The sequence below is a fragment of the Brachybacterium sp. JB7 genome (assembly GCF_003335205.1).
Taxonomy (GTDB): domain Bacteria; phylum Actinomycetota; class Actinomycetes; order Actinomycetales; family Dermabacteraceae; genus Brachybacterium; species Brachybacterium alimentarium.
This window is the reverse complement of record NZ_QPGN01000006.1, coordinates 196,207-210,483: the sequence shown is the minus strand read 5'-3', so window position 1 is coordinate 210,483 and position 14,277 is coordinate 196,207. Positions and strand designations below refer to the sequence as shown.

Genomic DNA, 14,277 nt, shown 5'->3' with positions numbered 1-14,277 from the left:
TGGGGGATCGGTCCGCCACAGCCTAAGTCAGTGCCGACGCCGGTCGGCGTGCGCTGGCCCGATGATCGGCGTCTATCCTGATCACATGCCGAGCCTGTCCAAGTTCCTCACTGACGTCCGCGGTCTCTCCGAGAAGGAAGCCGACTGGCTGCAGCACCTGGTCGGGGATTGGAATCTGGTCTCCGACCTCCTCCGGTCCGACCTCGTGCTGTGGATCCAGACCCTGGAGGGCGCCCAGGCCGTCGCCCACTGCCGACCCGCGACCGGATCAACCGTGTACTACGAGGATCCCGTCGGGATCGTGCTGGACGAGGACACGGACTCCGAGATCCCCGCGCTGCTGAACGGGGCCGAGCCCACCCGTCGGCCGAGCACCATCGAACGGGAGGGCCGCGAGGCCTCGGGCCTGCTGGTCCCGGTGCGCAAGGACGGCCGCACCCTCGCGGTCCTGGCCACGGAGAGCCCGGTCCATGACGGCATGCGGTCCGCCAACGAGATCCATCAGCACGACCTCGGCAGCCGGGTGCTGCGCATGCTGGAAGCCGGGGCGTTCCCGATCGAGGGCGCCCCGATCCCGCCTCGGCGCGGAGCGCCCCGCGTCGGCGACGGTGTGGTCGAGCTCGACGGCGGCGGAGTCGTGCAGTGGGCCTCACCCAATGCGCTGTCGGCGTTCCACCGCTTCGGCATCGAGGGATCGATGGAGGGGATCACCCTCGCCGAGCTCTCCACCGAGGTGCTGCAGTCCCGTTCACCCGTCGACGAGTCCCTGCCGCTGGTGCTCATGGGGCGCGCGGCCTGGCGCTCGGACATGCAGGCGCGCGGCGGAACCCTCTCGCTGCGGGCGGTCCCGCTGACCGAGCGCGGAGAGCGCACCGGCGCGATCATCCTGGTGCGCGATGTGACCGAGCTGCGTCGTCGCGAACGGGAGCTGATCACCAAGGACGCGACGATCCGGGAGGTCCACCACCGGGTCAAGAACAATCTGCAGACGGTCGCTGCGCTGCTGCGCATGCAGTCGCGACGGATGACGTCCGACGAGGCGCGCGAGGCGGTGAACGAAGCGATGCGACGTGTGTCGACCATCGCGCTGGTGCACGAGTCGCTGCTGCAGGGCTCCGAGGAGGCGGTCCACTTCGACGAGGTGATCGATCGCTGCCTGCGGTTGGCCGTGGACGCGGCGAGCGCCAGCGTGCATCGCGAGGGGACGCCGCGGCTCACCGAGAACCAGGTCGAGGTGCGCACCGAGAAGATCGGACGCGTGGGCACGATCCGTGCCGAGGAGGCGACGCCGCTGGCCCTGGTCGTCACCGAGCTGGCCACGAATGCTGTCGAGCACGGGCTCTCGGACTGCGGCGGCACCCTCACCGTGCGCAGCGAGCGGACGGGATCGCATCTGGTCATCACCATCGAGGACGATGGCGACGGGATGGGGATGGCCAAGCCGACCGGGCTGGGCACCAATATCGCCCTGACCCTGGTGCAGGGTCAGCTGGGCGGAACCCTGACCTGGGAGAGCCGCCCCGAGGGCGGCACCCGAGCACTGGTCGAGGTGTACCTGGACCCGCTGAGCATCTGATCAGTACGGGGTCGTCCGCGGACGACGGCTGGGCTGAGCGTGCGAGATTCCTGCGGCGCCGCCCCTTGCGGAGGTGCGCCGCAGGACGGCGGGTCAGCTGGCGCGGCGGGCGCGCGCGTTGCGGCGCTTGAGGGAGCGGCGCTCATCCTCGGAGAGGCCGCCCCAGACGCCTGAGTCCTGACCGGACTCGAGAGCGAACTTCAGGCAGGCGGTCATGACGTCGCACTTCTGGCACACCGCCTTCGCCTCCTGGATCTGCGTGATCGCCGGTCCCGTGTTCCCGATCGGGAAGAACAGCTCGGGATCATGGTTGAGGCACTCGGCACGGTGGCGCCAGTCCATCGTCACTCTCTCTTTCCAGAACGCCACGCCTCACCCCGTGGGGCGTGACGCGGCGAGGGTCGCACCATCAAGGGGCGTTCTCGGATATCCGGCTCATCGTCGCGAATGCTGGTGCCGCGGACGAACCTGCGGATCGCGGCGTCGCGAGCGAGCCGACCTCCATTCTCTGGGGCGGTCGCGGACTCGACAAGGGCCTGGATGCCCGACCTGGGTGGCACTTCCCACACGGCTCCTCAGCGGCGTGATGCCCCGCACGGAAGCGTTGCGAAAGAGCGCCAGGAGTGCTTGGGGAGCGTCTCGTGGCGCGCCGCGGGAAGCCGGCACGGATACAGTTCCGTCATGCCCCGCAATGCCCAGCCCACCGGATCCAGCACGCCCCGTCGCGCCGACGGCCGACCCGCCGACGTCGAGGATCCCAGCCCGCGCCTGCGCCCGGCGGCGGCCGGGCTGCTCGGCATCGAGACGCTCCTGCTGCTCGCGGCGGCGACGTTCTGCTTCGTGATGGTCTCCGCCGGGAACCTGCATGCGCGCCTCGGGACAGGCCTGGGCATCTTCCTGATCATCTTCGCCGTCGGCACTGCGCTCGCTTCGCGTTCGGTCCTGGTCAAGGGGCGTTTCGGTCTCGGCTACGGGATCACGTGGCAGATGTTCCAGGCCCTGGTCGCCTCGAGCATGCTGCGCGGCGGCATGTACTGGCAGGGTGCGCTCGGCCTGGCCCTCGCGATCGCGGTGTTCGTGCTGCTGCTGCGCCTGGTGCGCTCGACGCCGCTGCCGGATCGCGCGAGCTGACGCGCACCTGCAGCGCCCGGACGGACGCGAAACCGGGGCCCCGCGCCTGACGCGCAACCCGAGCCCCGTGCTTGACGCACAGCCGGAGCCCCGTGCTTGACGCGCAGCCCCGGTTCCTGTCGGGCGATGCCCGGCCGACGGTGCGCGCTGCCGCATCAGACAGGCCCCGCTCCGGAGCGCTCCGGAGCGGGGCCTGTCTGATGCGGGGCCTGTGGCGTCTCAGTCCGCGTCGGCCAGGGCGGCGGCCGGAGCCGTCCGTGCGGCGGCGCGGCCCGGCAGCACCGAGGCGAGGACGCCGGCGAGGAGGGCGAGCACCAGCACGAGGCCGAGCTGGCCCCAGGGGATGGTGATCGAGACCGGGTACGTCGAGCCCAGCAGGGCATTGATGCCGAGGACCCCGTAGACGCTGCCCAGCACAATGCCGAGCACCGCCCCGACCAGGGCGAGCAGCACGCCCTCCCAGCCGAGCATCGCCCGCATCTGGCGCCGGGTGGTCCCCAGAGCACGCAGCAGGGCATTCTCCCCGGTGCGTTCGATGACGCCGAGGCTGAGCGTGTTCGCGACGCCCACGAGGGCGACCAGCACGGCGACGGCCAGCAGCGCGATCGTGATGCCGAGCAGGATCGAGAGGATCTGCGCGTACGACTCCCGCTCCGTCCCGCCGAAGTCCGCGGAGGCCTCCGAGTAGCCCTCGCCCGAGATCTGCTGGTTCACGGCGTCGACGAGGTCCAGTGCGGTGATGCCCTCGCGCGCCGCGGTGCCCGGGTCCGCGAAATCGCCCAGCACCACCGGATCGGTGCTCTTCCCGAGCAGCTGCTCGAGGGTCGCCGGGGTCACGAGCGACATCTGCAGGTTCGCGTCGACCTGCACCGTCAGCTCATGCTCCGCGCCGTCGGCGCCCTGGACCTGCAGGACCTCGCCATCGGTCACGTCGAAGCGCTCGGCCCGCTCCTCGCCCAGCAGGACGATGCCGTCGCTCAGCTCGTCGGCCATCTCGGGCCGATGGGAAACCTCCCGGACCGTCTCGGGGTCTGCGCCGTAGAGCGTCATGGGCTCCTCGACGTCGACGTCGATGTCTCCGCGGGCGGCGGCGTGGGCGGAGTCCATGCCGTCGATCTCCGCGGTCTTCTCCGCGGCGTCCTCCGGCATCTCGGCGGCGGAGACGACCAGGTCGATCGGTCGACGGGAGTCGAGCTCGGAGGTGAGCGTCGCCTCCGCGGTCCGCGCCCCGACGGCCATCATCGTCATCAGGGTGGTCCCGATCAGCAGCGCAGCGATGGTGGCGGCGCTGCGGCGGGGATTGCGGGCGACGTTCGCGCCGGCGATCCGCGCGGGCAGCCCGCCGAGACGTCCCACGATCCGCCCGGCGAGAGCGGACAGCGGACGGGTCGCGATCACCAGGGTCATCAGCACGCCCGTGAAGCTGAGGACGCCTCCCACCATCGCGAGCAGGATGCCGAGCGCGGCAGCATCGCTGGTCAGGGCGAGGGCGGTGCCGCCTGCCATGACGGCGATGCCGAGCACGACGGCGACCAGGCCGAGGATGCCGCGCACGCCCAGGCCGCGCTGCTGTGCAGGCGGTGCGGGACGCAGAGCCTGCAGCGGTGCGACCTTGGTGGCGGAGCGCATCGGGGCGAAGCTCGCCCCCAGGGTGATGGCGACCCCGGCGAAGATCGGCAGCAGCACCGACCAGAGGCTCACCGGAACGAGCACGAGACCGTCCATCCAGCCGATGCCGGCGGCAGCGGCCAGCGCCGCCTGTGCCAGGAGATGGCCTCCGAGCACGCCGAGGAGCGACCCGACCAGTCCGACCGTCAGCGATTCCCGCAGCACCACGCTGCGCACCTGCGAGCGGGTCGCACCGAGGGTGCGCAGTAGTGCGAGGCTGCGGGTGCGCTGGGCGATGGTCACGGCGAAGGTGTTCGCGATGACGACGGCGCTGGTGAACAGGGCGATCACCACGAAGACGGCGAGCACCATCGCGAGGGCACCGAAGCCCTGCATGAACTGACCTGCGGCCTCCTCCTCGGCCTCGTCGACCGTGCGCACCGTGAGGTCGCCGGCGGAGGCGTCCGCAGCGACGTCCGCGGGGTCGGTGCCTTCCGGCACGGTGGCGAGCCACTTGTCGGTGATGGTCCCGGCCGTCGGCCCGAGGAGCGTCTGGGCATCGGCCTCGGAGACCAGGACGCGCGGGGTGCCGCCGAACGCGGCGCCGTCTGCCGTCGGTGCAATGCCGACGACGGTCAGCTCCTGCTCCGTGCCGCTGGGCGAGAAGTCGGCGGGCTGGACGACGGTGTCGTCCAGCGTCACTCCGAGCTGATCCGCGGCAGAGGCGTCGAGCACGACCTCGGAGTCGGACGTCGCGGCTCTGCCCTCCGACAGATAGCGCTCGCCGGCGTCCCCCGGGGGGAGCATGGCGGTGGTGAGGAAGACGCCGTCACCGTCCGGTGAGTCGAGCTGGATGTAGTCCATCAGCTGAGGCCATACGGCGTCGGCGCCGGGCACCTCGGGCGGATCCAGCGGGTCCTCGGAGGACCAGTCCTCGTCGGAGAGGGGGCGTTCGATCTGGAGGTCCGCGCCGTCGAACTGCTGGGCGGCCTGGGAGCGCAGCGAGGACTGCATGAGGTTCCCGGCCAGCACCATGACGGCGACGAAGGTGCAGGACAGCGCGATGGTGAGGACGGCGGCGAAATGTCGACGCAGCGGGGTGAGCTTCACGGGGGTACGACGGGCCATCAGCGCTGCCCTCGCAGGTCCTCGTCGTTCGCGATGCGACCGTCGGCGAGGGTGAGGATCCGGTCGGCGCGCTCGGCGGCGTCGCGCTCATGGGTGACCATTACGACGGTCTGCCCGAACTGGTCCACGGACAGCCGCAGGAACTCCAGGACCTCCTCGGTGGTCTGGGAGTCGAGGTTGCCGGTGGGCTCGTCGGCGAACACCACCTCGGGGGAGGTCACTAGGGCGCGCGCGATCGCGACCCGCTGGACCTGACCGCCGGAGAGCTGGGAGGGCAGATGCGAGAGCCGGTCGCCGATCCCGAACGCTTCGGTGATGGTCTCGAGCCAGGCGCGGTCCACGCGCTTGCCGGAGAGCTCCAACGGCAGCAGGATGTTCTGCTCGGCGCTCAGCATCGGCAGCAGGTTGAAGGACTGGAAGACGAAGCCGATGCGCTCACGGCGCAGCACGGTCAGCGCGTCGTCCGACAGGTCGGTGATCTCCGTGTCGCCGATCCGGATCGATCCGCCGTCCACGACGTCGAGCCCGGCCAGGGTGTGCAGGAGCGTGGATTTGCCCGATCCCGAGGGACCCATGATCGCGGTGAAGGCTCCACGGACGACGTCGAGATCGACGTGGTCCAGCGCCGTGACGACGCCGGCCCCGGTGCCGTAGGTGCGGGTGATGCCGCGGGCGATGATCGCGGGAGCTTCCGTGCCGGTGGCGCCGTGCGCGAGGGCGCCCGCCGCCGTGCCGGTCGAGCCGTCGGGACCGTCGGACGGGGTCGAGCTGGCGAGATGCTGGGAGGTCATGGGGATCCTTCGGAGGGGGTGTCGGGTCGATGTCGATCCTCTCCTGGGCAAGCTCCCGGTTCGTCAGCCTCCGGTCTCGTCAGGTGGCTGGTGTCGAGACCTGAGGATGGTGCCTCGTCATACCAGGGGTGGACGACGCCGGGGCTACTCAGCGCCGGGGGAGACCAGGCCGGTCTCGAAGGCGATGATCACGGCCTGGACGCGGTCCCGGGCCCCGAGCTTGGAGAGCACCCGGCCCACATGGGTCTTCACCGTCGCCTCGGCGACGAACAGCTCGGCGCCGATCTCCTGGTTCGAATACCCGCGCCCCATGAGTGTGAGCACCTCGCGCTCGCGCTCGGTGAGCGCCTCGAGCATCGAGGTGTCCTTTTCCTGCGGTTCCGGGGTCGCGACGACGCGTGCGAGCAGCCGACGGGTGGCCGACGGGGCGATCACCGCGTCCCCGCTGTGGACCGTCCGGATCGCGGCGAGCAGCTCTTCGGGCTGTGCGTCCTTGAGCAGGAAGCCGCTGGCACCGGCCCGGATCGCCGAGACCACGTACTCGTCGAGGTCGAAGGTGGTCAGCACGATGATCTTCGGAGCCCGACCCTCCGGTGCCTGGGCGAGGATGCGGGAGGTCGCCTCGATGCCGTCCATGCGCGGCATGCGCACGTCCATGAGCACCACGTCGACCGTGCGGGCGCGCAGCTCCTCGACCGCTGCAGCGCCGTCGGCCGCCTGCGCGACGACCGACATGTCGTCCTGGGAGTCGATCACCATCGAGAATCCTGCACGCACGAGAGGCTGGTCATCGACCAGGACGATGCGCAGGGGACGGTCCAGCGGTGCAGTCATCGGAGAACTCCTCGGTGAGGGTGGGGAAGGGGATCAGGGGGGGCGAGGGTCGGGTGATCCGCGGGATCGGATCAGAAGGGCGGTGGGGAGCGAGGAGGGTCATCATCGCCGGGGGAGGGCGCTCCGGCAGCATCGAGGGGGACCGTGGCGAGAACGCGATATCCGCGGCCCGGCAGAGGAGCGGCCTGCAGGGTCCCCCCGAACACGGACATCCTCTCGCGCATACCGGTGATCCCGTGACCCAGCCCGTCGGACTCGGGATCGGTGCCCTGTCCGTCATCGAGCACCTCGATCTCGAGACGCCCGGCGGCGCGGGAGATCCGCACTGCGGCGGAGGCGCCGGGGCCGGCATGCTTGAGCGTGTTCGTCAGCGACTCCTGGACCAGGCGGAACACGGACATGCCGAGGGCCTGGGGGAGATCCTCCAGCGGCTCCTCGATCTCGAGCGTCACGTCGAGCCCGGCCGCTCGCACCCGTTCGAGGAGGTCGTCGAGCATCTCCGGGCCGGGCTGGGGTCCGAAGCTGGTCTCGTCCTCCTGGCGCAGCACCCCCAGCAGGGACCGCATGTCCGCGAGCGCCGCGCGGCCGGTCTCCCCGATCGTCCCGAGGACCTCGACGGCCATCTCGGGCTTCTGGGAGGCGACGAACCTCCCGCCGTCGGCCTGGGCGATGATCACCGAGAGCGAATGGGCGACGACATCGTGCATCTCGCGGGCGATGCGGGCGCGCTCGTCGGCGACGGCGAGCGCCGTGCGCTGCTCGCGCTCCCGGACCGCCTGCTCTGCGCGGTCACGCGTGAGGGCGAGCTGGCGGACCCGTGCCCGCTGGAGGTTCGCCAGCGCCCAGACGGCGACGATGGTGATCGTGCCGACCACGCACAGCCCTCCGAAGGTCAGCGCGGCTTGGAGCGGGCCGCCGTACTCGTCGAAGAAGGTGACGATGCTCCAGTACCCGGCCTGCGCCAGCACTCCGAGGAAACCGGCGCCGACGCCGATCGCGTGCACCGCCGGCCCGCCGTAGGCGACGGCGCAGAACATCGCATAGAAGGTCATGATGTCGCCGCCGACGACGGGCACACCCAGCAGCATGTGGGAGATGGCGAGCACTCCGATGACGATCACGCCGATCAGCGGGCGCACCCGGCAGATCGCGGCGGCCGCGATCATCGGGACCGTGAACAGCGTCCACCAGCCGAAGCTGCCCGTCCAGACGCCGAAGGCGAAGGTGAGGAAGGCCAGCCCGCCGAAACCGATCAGATCGACGGTGCCGGGGTTCTCGATGATCCAGCGGAATGGGTCGGAGCGCCGGACGGGCCCGCTCGGCTCCTCCGGGCGTGCATCGGATCCGGTGGTCATGGGCACGAGCGTACGGGGGAGAGGGCTCCGCGTGCGTCAGACCGCGGTCTGACCCGCGGGTGGGACCGGTCCGACGCAGGGTGCGGGTGCCGGTGCGGATCTGCCGGGAGGCACCCGGTCGCCGCAGGCGCCGGCACGGTCAGAGCAGGCGCAGCGGCGCTTCGAGCAGCTCGGGGCCGTCGTTGCCGACCGCACCGACTGCGGGATCCACCTCGCGGATCTCGAGCGCGGCATCGTCCAGCAGGTGGGTGTCGTCCAGGATCCACTCCTGGGCGGCGTGCCGGTCATCCATCGAGCTGTCGAGCCACACATCGAGCTCGCTGCGGCGCAGCATCACCGGGGTGCGGTCGTGGAGGTCGCGGAGCTCCCCGACGGCCTCGCGGGTGATGATCGTGGCGCTGAGCAGGAAATCGCCGTCCTCGCTGGCGGCCGGGCCCGCGTGGTGCCCGGGCCCCTTCCACCAGGAGACCAGCGCCGCCATGTACAGCGGGGAGCCGTCGGCCGGGGCGATGAAGTGCGGCTGCCCGCGCCTGCCCTGCTCGTCGCGCACCCACTCGTAGTACCCGTCCATCGGGACGATCGCACGCCAGCGGCCGAGGCTCCCGCGGAAGCTCGGCTTCTCTGCGAGGGTCTCGCGGCGGGCGTTGAAGGTGCGTGAGGAGAACGAGGAGTCCGTCGCGAACGGGGGCAGCAGGCCCCAGCGGGCGACACGCAGCGCGCGGGTGATCGTCCGGGAGCCCGGGTCGATCGATTCGGTGACCACGTGGATCGGCGCCGTCGGCGGGATGTTCCACCGGCTGCGCAGCTGCGGATCCGCGAGGTCGACGGCCCCGAGGTCGTCGACCAGCGGATCGATCTCCTGGAAGAACGCGAAGCGCCCGCACATGTCAGGAGCCCTTCGGATCCTCGGTGGGCTCGCCGGTGGTGGCCTGATCGGCGGTGGGGCCCTCGCTGCCGTCGACGGAAGCGGGATCGACCGTCGGCACGCCGTGACGCGGGGTGAGGCGGGCGTCCTCGCCGGTGTAGGCCTCGGCGTCGCGGTGGAAGTTCTTCAGCCTGATGTCGCGGCCCTGATCGATGATGTCCTCGCGCTTGGCCTCGGCCTTCTCCGCCGCCTTCGAGTCACGCATCGGGAGGGTGAGGTCGTCCTCGGCGGGCTTGCCGGACTCCAGCTCGCGAGCTCGCTCGAACTCCGCGTCCACCTCGGCACCGAGGATGATCACGATGTTGATGATCCACAGGGCGAACAGGACGGCCATGATGCCGCCGATGGCGCCGTAGCTCGAGTACCCGGCCACGGTGCCCATGTAGATCGACAGGGCGACCGCGGCGATGGCGATGCCGATGATCGCGAACACACCGCCGGGGGAGATGAGGCGGAACGGCTTGGCGATGTTCGGGGCGCCCCAGTACAGCAGCGAGATCAGTGCGAAGGCGATCACCAGGATCACGGGCCACTTCACCCAGGCCCAGACGGGCAGGAACGATCCGGTCAGGAAGGTGAGCACGCCCTGGGCGCCGAAGGCGGAGGCGATCGGGCCCAGCAGCCCGTCCACGAGCGACTGGTTCAGCAGGATCGACACGAAGATCAGGAGGATGCCGAGGATCATGGCGATCGTCAGCCCGAGCATCGAGAGGATCAGGCGGACCGGTCCTCGGCCCTCAGGGATCTCGTAGACCTGGTTGGCGACGCGGCCGAACGCCTTGATGTACCCCGAGGCGGACCACAGGGCGGTGGCGATACCGATGATCAGCGCGACGGTGCCGCCGGTCGCCGAGCCCATGAGGGACTCGACGGTCGACGCGACCGCATCGCCGGCACCGAGCTCGGAACCGCTCGCGGCAGACTCGATCGCATCGGTGATGAGCGCGGCGATCTGGTCCTTGACCGGGGCGAGCAGGAGCGTGGCCAAGGAGAACAGCGCCAGCAGCGTCGGAGCGATCGACAGCACCATGAAATAGGTGAGCTTCGCGGCCTGGTCCGTGCCCCCATCGCGGGAGAACTCCGAGAGCACACGTTTCGCCATGTACTTCACGGTGGGGCGGCTGAGGCGCGAGGAGGACGGATCGGGGGAGTCGGCCATGAGGAAGGGCTCCTGGTAGTGGGGACGATCTCTGGGACAGGCGTCACGTCATCCTGCCATGGTCGGACCCTGGGAGAGTTGTCCACAATTCCTGACTTCGCGCGGCGCGGCACGGCTGATCCCTCTACAGTGACCGCGGATGTGCTGCGCAGCACATTGCGACTGGAGGGACCGGTCGGTCGGGTCGGGAGGGGACTGGATGGAGACCGCCACCATCATCGAGGCGGAATCGCGGGAGCTGATCCGCCGTCGGGGACTGGACGTGCGTGCCGACCAGCTCGAGCCGCTGATCCGGGAGGTCGTCGCGGACTACGACTACCGCTCCTCCTCCGGAGAGGTGCCGGTGCTCCACGACGGCGACACGATGGTGGCCGAGGTCGCCGCACGCATCGGCGGTTTCGGACCGCTCCAGGAGATGCTCGACGACCCCACGGTCGAGGAGATCTGGTTGAACTCGCCGAGCCAGGTCTTCTGCGCGCGCAACGGACGCAGCGAGCTCACCACGATCGTCCTCTCGGACGCCGAGGTCCGCGGCATCGTCGAGCGGATGCTGGTGAGCTCGGGCAGGCGCCTGGACATGAGCACCCCGTTCGTCGACGCCCTGCTGCCGGACGGATCGCGCCTGCACGTCGTGATCCCCAGCGTCACGCGCACCCACTGGGCGATCAACATCCGCAAGTTCGTCGCCAAGGCCATCGACCTCCAGGGCCTGGTCGCCCTCGGATCGCTGACCGCTCAGGCCGCGGACTTCCTCGACGCAGCGATCAGCTCGGGACTGAACGTGATCGCCAGCGGCGCGACCGGGGCGGGCAAGACCACCTTCCTGCGGTGCCTGGCGCAGTCGATCGGTGCCCGCGAACGGGTCGTCACCATCGAGGAGGTCTTCGAGCTGGATCTGGGCCTGCGCGACGTGGTCGCGATGCAGACGCGCCAGGCGAACCTCGAGGGCACAGGGGAGATCTCGATGCGCCGCTTGGTGAAGGAGGCGCTGCGCATGCGTCCCAGCCGGGTGATCGTCGGGGAGGTCCGCGAGGCCGAGGCACTGGACATGCTGATCGCGTTGAACAGCGGCCTGCCCGGACTCGCGTCGATCCATGCCAACTCCGCGCGCGACGCGGTCACCAAGCTCTGCACGCTGCCGCTGCTGGCCGGGGAGAACATCTCCAGTCGCTTCGTGGTGCCCACCGTGGCCAGTGCGATCGACCTCGTGGTGCACCTGGACATGCTCGCGGACGGGCGCCGCCGGGTGCGGGAGATCGCAGGGCTCAGCGGTCGGGTGGAGGACGAGGTCATCGAGATCTCCGAGCTGTTCACGCTGCGCGGGGATCGTCTCGTGCGCGGGGAAGGCCATCCTCCCCACGCCGAACGTTTCGCACGTGCCGATCACGATCTCCATGCCCTGCTGGGGCGTCCGGAGGCAGCATGAGCGACGGAGCATTCCTCGGGTTGATCGCCGGCCTCGGTCTGCTGTCGATCTGGTGGTCGCTGTGGGAGCAGGACGGTCACTCGGTGCGACGGGGACGTATCGGTCGGGCGATGGATCGGATGCGCGACGACCTGGTGACCGTCGGGCTCACCTCCGTTCCGCCGGCTGCGGTGCCGGCCCTGAGCGCAGGACTGGGCCTGGTGGTCTCGGCTGCTCTGTGGTCGCTCTCCGGCGCTGTGGTCCCTTCCGTGACCATCGGCGCGGCATCGATGGCCCTGCCCATCGTCTTCCTGCGCTCCGCGGCCCGCCGTCGCACCACTGAACTGCGCGAGGTCTGGCCCGAAGCGGTCGATCACGTCAACTCCGCCATCAGAGCCGGCCTCTCCCTGCCCGAAGCGCTGGTCCAGCTCAGCCACAAGGGGCCGGAGGGGCTGCGGCCGGCATTCCACGAGTTCTCGCTCGACTACCAGGCCAGCGGCGACTTCGCTGCCTGCCTGGACCGACTGAAGACCCGCCTCGCCGATCCTGTCGGAGATCGGATCGTCGAAGCCCTGAGGATCACGCGCGACGTCGGAGGTACCGATCTCGGTGGACTCCTGCGCACCTTGGCGACCTTCCTCCGCGAGGACGCCCGCACCCGCGCCGAGCTCGAGGCCCGCCAGTCCTGGACGATCAACGCGGCACGCCTCGCGCTCGTCGCCCCGTGGGCCGTGCTGGCGCTGATGTCGACCCGTCCGCAGGCAGCGCAGGCATACGACTCCCCGATGGGAATGTCGATGATCCTCATCGGAGCAGCAGTCTCTCTGGTCGCCTATCGCGTGATGCTGCGTATCGCGCGTCTGCCGCAGGACGAGAGGGTGCTGCGATGACGACCTCCGGAATCGCCCTCCTGGGAGCGCTCCTCGGTCTCATGCTCGGGATCGGGCTCGCCCTGGTGGCAGGCCGCCTGCCATGGCTGCGCTCCCGCGATCTCGGCGCGCGCATCGACCCGTATCTGCGTCGTTCCCGCTCCGCCTCCCTGTTCAGCGCCCCAGCGAGCACCAGCAGGACGCGACTCGTCGCCGAGAACCTCTTCGGCCCGATCGCGCACCGCGGCCTGGGTCTGCTCGAACGCCTCACCGGCGGGGCGGACCAGCTCGAACGGCGGCTGCGCCTGGCGGGGAAACGCTCTTCCGTGGATTCGTTCCGCGTCGAGCAGGTGGTCTTCGCTGTGCTCGGCCTGCTCCTCGGCCTCGTGGTGGCGCTGCTGGCGATCAGCTCCCGCGGCGCGAGCCCCGTGCTGGGACTGTGCATCGTCGCTCTCGGCACGCTGCTCGGAGTGCTCCTGCGCGACTACCTCCTGGGACGGGAGATCACGCGCCGTGCCGCCCGGATGGCGCGGGAGTTCCCCACGGTCGCGGACCTGCTCGCGCTCGCCGTGGCTGCGGGCGAGAGCCCCATCGCGGCGATGGAACGGGTCGCGCACACCTCCACCGGCGCCCTGCCCGAGGAGTTCGCGGCCACCGTCGCGGACATCCGCTCAGGCACCTCCGTCGCCCAGGCGCTCGCTTCCCTGGGGACACGTACGCCGTTGGCCTCGCTGGGGCGTTTCGGTGAGGGCGTCTCCGTGGCGATCGAACGCGGCACGCCCTTGGCGGACGTGCTGCGCGCCCAGGCACAGGATGCCCGGGAGGCGTCCAAGCGCGATCTGATGGAGATCGCCGGTCGCCGCGAGATCTACATGCTGATGCCCGTCGTGTTCTTCGTGATGCCGCTCGTGGTGGTCTTCGCGATCTTTCCGGGAATCGCCGTGCTGGAGATCGCCCTGTGAGGGCGCCGATGCCGCCGGGAGGCGCCCGGCACCTCTCGCTGCCGGGAACTGCCCGCCGACCCCCTCCGGTCCTGCCCGTCGAGGCCGGCCGCCGGCTGCCTCTCCAGATACCTGAACGAGCACGCCCCGCACCGCCGACCCGATCCCGAAGAAACACTCCGGGATCCTTGCCGAGGAGCCAGACATGACCATTCACCGCACCACTCTCCACCGTCGGTCCCGCCGAGGGCGTGTCGCATACCGCGGCCCGCGGCACGGCGCAGCGGTCGAGCCGCAGAGCAGGACGTCGCAGCTCGTCGAGCGTCTGGGTTCCGATCGCGGCGACGTGCCCGGATGGGTGCTGATCACGCTCATGACTGCCGGGATCGTCGTCGCCCTCTGGGCCGTGGCCTCCGAGCAGATCGTGCAGATCTTCGAGAACGCCATGGCGCCGTTCCTCGGCGGAAGCCTCTGATCGCCGTCGCTCCCGAGTTCTCACCGTGATCACCGCACCGTCCTCGACACTCGTGGCATCACCCTGCCCTCCGGCCCGAC

Annotated in this window: 13 protein-coding genes; 6 read left to right on the top strand and 7 right to left on the bottom strand. The window is 70.3% G+C overall.

The genetic code is table 11. The features are described from left to right. Positions 1 to 85: 85 nt before the first annotated feature. Complete coding sequence (locus CIK81_RS09950) at positions 86 to 1,576, top strand: sensor histidine kinase (protein WP_096163549.1); 1,491 nt, start codon at positions 86 to 88, stop codon at positions 1,574 to 1,576. 93 nt (positions 1,577 to 1,669) lie between these two features. On the opposite strand, the gene CIK81_RS09945 is transcribed toward CIK81_RS09950, so the two are convergent. After that, positions 1,670 to 1,918, bottom strand: a complete 249-nt coding sequence (locus CIK81_RS09945) for a WhiB family transcriptional regulator (RefSeq protein ID WP_010549779.1) — start codon at positions 1,916 to 1,918, stop codon at positions 1,670 to 1,672. Between the two features lie 339 nt (positions 1,919 to 2,257). Between CIK81_RS09945 and CIK81_RS09940 the strand changes: the two genes are divergently transcribed. Continuing rightward, complete coding sequence (locus CIK81_RS09940) at positions 2,258 to 2,707, top strand: hypothetical protein (RefSeq protein ID WP_096163485.1); 450 nt, start codon at positions 2,258 to 2,260, stop codon at positions 2,705 to 2,707. A gap of 219 nt (positions 2,708 to 2,926) precedes the next feature. Here the strand turns inward: CIK81_RS09940 and CIK81_RS09935 are convergent, their stop codons facing one another. The 6 genes from CIK81_RS09935 to CIK81_RS09910 all read right to left on the bottom strand — a co-directional run bounded on the left by CIK81_RS09935 (position 2,927) and on the right by CIK81_RS09910 (position 10,507). Beyond that, positions 2,927 to 5,443: an FtsX-like permease family protein gene (locus tag CIK81_RS09935; protein ID WP_096163486.1), complete on the bottom strand. Its 2,517-nt coding sequence runs from the start codon at positions 5,441 to 5,443 to the stop codon at positions 2,927 to 2,929. Then, complete coding sequence (locus tag CIK81_RS09930; protein ID WP_096163487.1) at positions 5,443 to 6,234, bottom strand: ABC transporter ATP-binding protein; 792 nt, start codon at positions 6,232 to 6,234, stop codon at positions 5,443 to 5,445. Before CIK81_RS09930 ends, CIK81_RS09935 begins: the two co-directional genes overlap by 1 nt. Before the next feature lie 144 nt (positions 6,235 to 6,378). Continuing rightward, on the bottom strand, positions 6,379 to 7,068 hold the full coding sequence (locus CIK81_RS09925) for a response regulator transcription factor (protein WP_096163488.1): 690 nt from the start codon (positions 7,066 to 7,068) through the stop codon (positions 6,379 to 6,381). Between the two features lie 71 nt (positions 7,069 to 7,139). Then, the gene (locus tag CIK81_RS09920) at positions 7,140 to 8,423 is read right to left on the bottom strand and encodes a sensor histidine kinase (RefSeq protein WP_096163489.1); all 1,284 of its coding nucleotides are present in this window, start codon (positions 8,421 to 8,423) and stop codon (positions 7,140 to 7,142) included. A gap of 139 nt (positions 8,424 to 8,562) precedes the next feature. Further along, entirely contained in the window at positions 8,563 to 9,309 is a 747-nt protein-coding gene (locus CIK81_RS09915; RefSeq protein ID WP_114355652.1) for an SOS response-associated peptidase, read from the bottom strand. A 1-nt stretch (position 9,310) separates the two neighbouring features. Beyond that, entirely contained in the window at positions 9,311 to 10,507 is a 1,197-nt protein-coding gene (locus tag CIK81_RS09910; RefSeq protein ID WP_096163491.1) for a YihY/virulence factor BrkB family protein, read from the bottom strand. A 199-nt stretch (positions 10,508 to 10,706) separates the two neighbouring features. Between CIK81_RS09910 and CIK81_RS09905 the strand changes: the two genes are divergently transcribed. From CIK81_RS09905 to CIK81_RS09890, 4 genes are all read left to right on the top strand, one after another. Continuing rightward, positions 10,707 to 11,933 carry a CpaF family protein gene (locus CIK81_RS09905; protein ID WP_096163492.1) on the top strand — a complete coding sequence of 409 codons (1,227 nt, stop codon included), beginning with the start codon at positions 10,707 to 10,709 and terminating at the stop codon, positions 11,931 to 11,933. Further along, positions 11,930 to 12,802, top strand: a complete 873-nt coding sequence (locus tag CIK81_RS09900; RefSeq protein ID WP_096163493.1) for a type II secretion system F family protein — start codon at positions 11,930 to 11,932, stop codon at positions 12,800 to 12,802. The genes CIK81_RS09905 and CIK81_RS09900 overlap by 4 nt, the downstream gene beginning before the upstream one ends. Next, positions 12,799 to 13,743 carry a type II secretion system F family protein gene (locus CIK81_RS09895; protein ID WP_096163494.1) on the top strand — a complete coding sequence of 315 codons (945 nt, stop codon included), beginning with the start codon at positions 12,799 to 12,801 and terminating at the stop codon, positions 13,741 to 13,743. The genes CIK81_RS09900 and CIK81_RS09895 overlap by 4 nt, the downstream gene beginning before the upstream one ends. Positions 13,744 to 13,927: 184 nt before the next feature. Beyond that, positions 13,928 to 14,197: a hypothetical protein gene (locus CIK81_RS09890; RefSeq protein ID WP_096163495.1), complete on the top strand. Its 270-nt coding sequence runs from the start codon at positions 13,928 to 13,930 to the stop codon at positions 14,195 to 14,197. Positions 14,198 to 14,277 lie beyond the last annotated feature (80 nt).